Annotated in this window: 4 protein-coding genes; all 4 read left to right on the forward strand. The window is 63.0% G+C overall.

The window, feature by feature from the left end; genetic code table 11:
* The first annotated feature begins 15 nt into the window (after positions 1-15).
* The 4 genes from EN742_RS34365 to EN742_RS34380 all read left to right on the forward strand — a co-directional run bounded on the left by EN742_RS34365 (position 16) and on the right by EN742_RS34380 (position 1,589).
* A complete protein-coding gene (locus tag EN742_RS34365; RefSeq protein ID WP_128333839.1) occupies positions 16-426 on the forward strand; it encodes an SRPBCC domain-containing protein in 411 nt (136 codons plus the stop codon).
* Between the two features lie 63 nt (positions 427-489).
* Complete coding sequence (locus EN742_RS34370; protein ID WP_126054918.1) at positions 490-882, forward strand: VOC family protein; 393 nt, start codon at positions 490-492, stop codon at positions 880-882.
* Between the two features lie 32 nt (positions 883-914).
* The gene (locus tag EN742_RS34375) at positions 915-1,136 is read left to right on the forward strand and encodes a hypothetical protein (RefSeq protein ID WP_126054919.1); all 222 of its coding nucleotides are present in this window, start codon (positions 915-917) and stop codon (positions 1,134-1,136) included.
* Entirely contained in the window at positions 1,137-1,589 is a 453-nt protein-coding gene (locus EN742_RS34380) for a DUF1801 domain-containing protein (RefSeq protein WP_126054920.1), read from the forward strand.
* Positions 1,590-1,628 lie beyond the last annotated feature (39 nt).

The following is a 1,628-nucleotide window of genomic DNA, read 5'->3' on the forward strand; positions in this document are numbered from 1 at the left end:
CAAAAGGATAGATCAATGAACGATGCCGCTACCGAAACACGCTTCATAGTCGTCGAGCGGGAGATACCTTATCCGCCGGAAAAGATCTGGCGCGCGCTGACGCAACCGCATCTGATCGAGGAGTGGTTGATGAAGAACAATTTCAGGCCGATCGTGGCCCACCGCTTCAATCTCAGCGCGGACTGGGGCGGCGTCGATTGCCAGGTCCGGACCGTCGAGCCCAACAGGACGCTGTCCTACAGCTGGGACACCAAGGATCTCGAGAGCGTGGTCACCTGGACGCTCGCCCCCACGGGCACGGGAACCCATTTGCGCATGGAGCAGACGGGCTTCCGGTCCGATCAGGAACCATACTTCCGCGGCGCAACCGTCGGCTGGCCGAGGTTCCTTGCAGCCCTGGAACAGGTGCTGGCGCGGATGGACTGAGGCCAGCCGGCGCGCTTCGCGGCGCCGTGATCCCCGAACGCGAGAACCAGAGGAAGAAGCAGGATGAAGATCAAGCTGGCGAAAGTGTATGTGGACGACCAGGAAAGGGCCCTGGCCTTCTACACCGACGTTCTCGGCTTCACCAAGAAGGCCGATTTCAGCAATGGACCGTTTCGCTGGCTGACGGTGGCCTCGTCCGACGAGCCCGAGGGGACCGAACTGCAGCTGGCGCTGAACGACAATCCCGCGGCCAAGTCTTACCAACAGGCGATGTTCAAGCAGGGCCAGCCCGCAGTCATGCTCTTCACGGACGACATCAAGGGCGACCACGAGCGCATCAAGGAACGTGGCGGCGCCTTCGCCATGGCGCCGACCGAAGTCACCGGCTCGACCATCGCGCAGGTGAACGACAGCTGCGGCAATCTCGTCCAGATTACTCAATTGGCCCGCTGGTAGGGTTCCCGTTGGCTTTTTCAGAGGAGGTCGCATTGAGCCTTAGCCAATGGATTCGGCAAATTCATCGTTGGCTGTCGATCGCCTTTACGGTGACCGTCATCGCCAACTTCGTCGCCATGGCGTTGGGGGAGCCTCCGGCTTGGGTGGTCTACTCACCGCTCCTGCCGCTCTTCCTGCTGCTGTTTTCCGGCCTGTACATGTTCGTGCTGCCTTATCTCGCTAGGTCACGCGACGAGCAGCGCGCGGGCGGATAGATGGCCAAGGCGCGCCAACGATCGAAGCTCACCGCCCAGCGGCCCGGCGCGGAGCCGGTCCTGCTCTCAGGCGGCAACCCGCAGATCGCCAAGGGCTATGGCGACGCCCCGGTGCAGGCCTACATCGCCGCCATGCCGGGCTGGAAGCGCGATGTCGGCCGCCGCCTCGACGCGCTGATCGAGCGTAGCCTCCCCAGCGTCGAAAAGGCGGTGAAATGGAACTCGCCGCTCTACGGGGTCGAGGGCCAGGGCTGGTTCCTCGGCATTCATTGCTTCACCAACTACGTCAAGGTGGCCTTCTTCCGCGGAACATCGCTCAGCCCGCTGCCCCCAGGCGAGTCCAGGACCAAGGAAACGCGCTACCTCGACATCCGCGAGGACGATCCAGTCGACGAAGCCCAGGTCGCCGACTGGGTGAGGCAGGCCAGCCGGTTGCCGGGCGAAAAGATGTGACCAGCCGATGGACACGAGGGGCAAACAACACGAAGGAAG

The organism is Mesorhizobium sp. M4A.F.Ca.ET.020.02.1.1 (genome assembly GCF_004022645.1).
Lineage (GTDB): Bacteria > Pseudomonadota > Alphaproteobacteria > Rhizobiales > Rhizobiaceae > Mesorhizobium.

What these genes read in the sequence shown, in the direction of transcription:
- EN742_RS34365 (WP_128333839.1), top strand. Translation starts at nt 16, where the DNA reads ATGAACGATGCCGCTACCGAAACACGCTTCATAGTCGTCGAGCGGGAG.
- EN742_RS34370 (WP_126054918.1), top strand. Translation starts at nt 490, where the DNA reads ATGAAGATCAAGCTGGCGAAAGTGTATGTGGACGACCAGGAAAGGGCC.
- EN742_RS34380 (WP_126054920.1), top strand. Translation starts at nt 1,137, where the DNA reads ATGGCCAAGGCGCGCCAACGATCGAAGCTCACCGCCCAGCGGCCCGGC.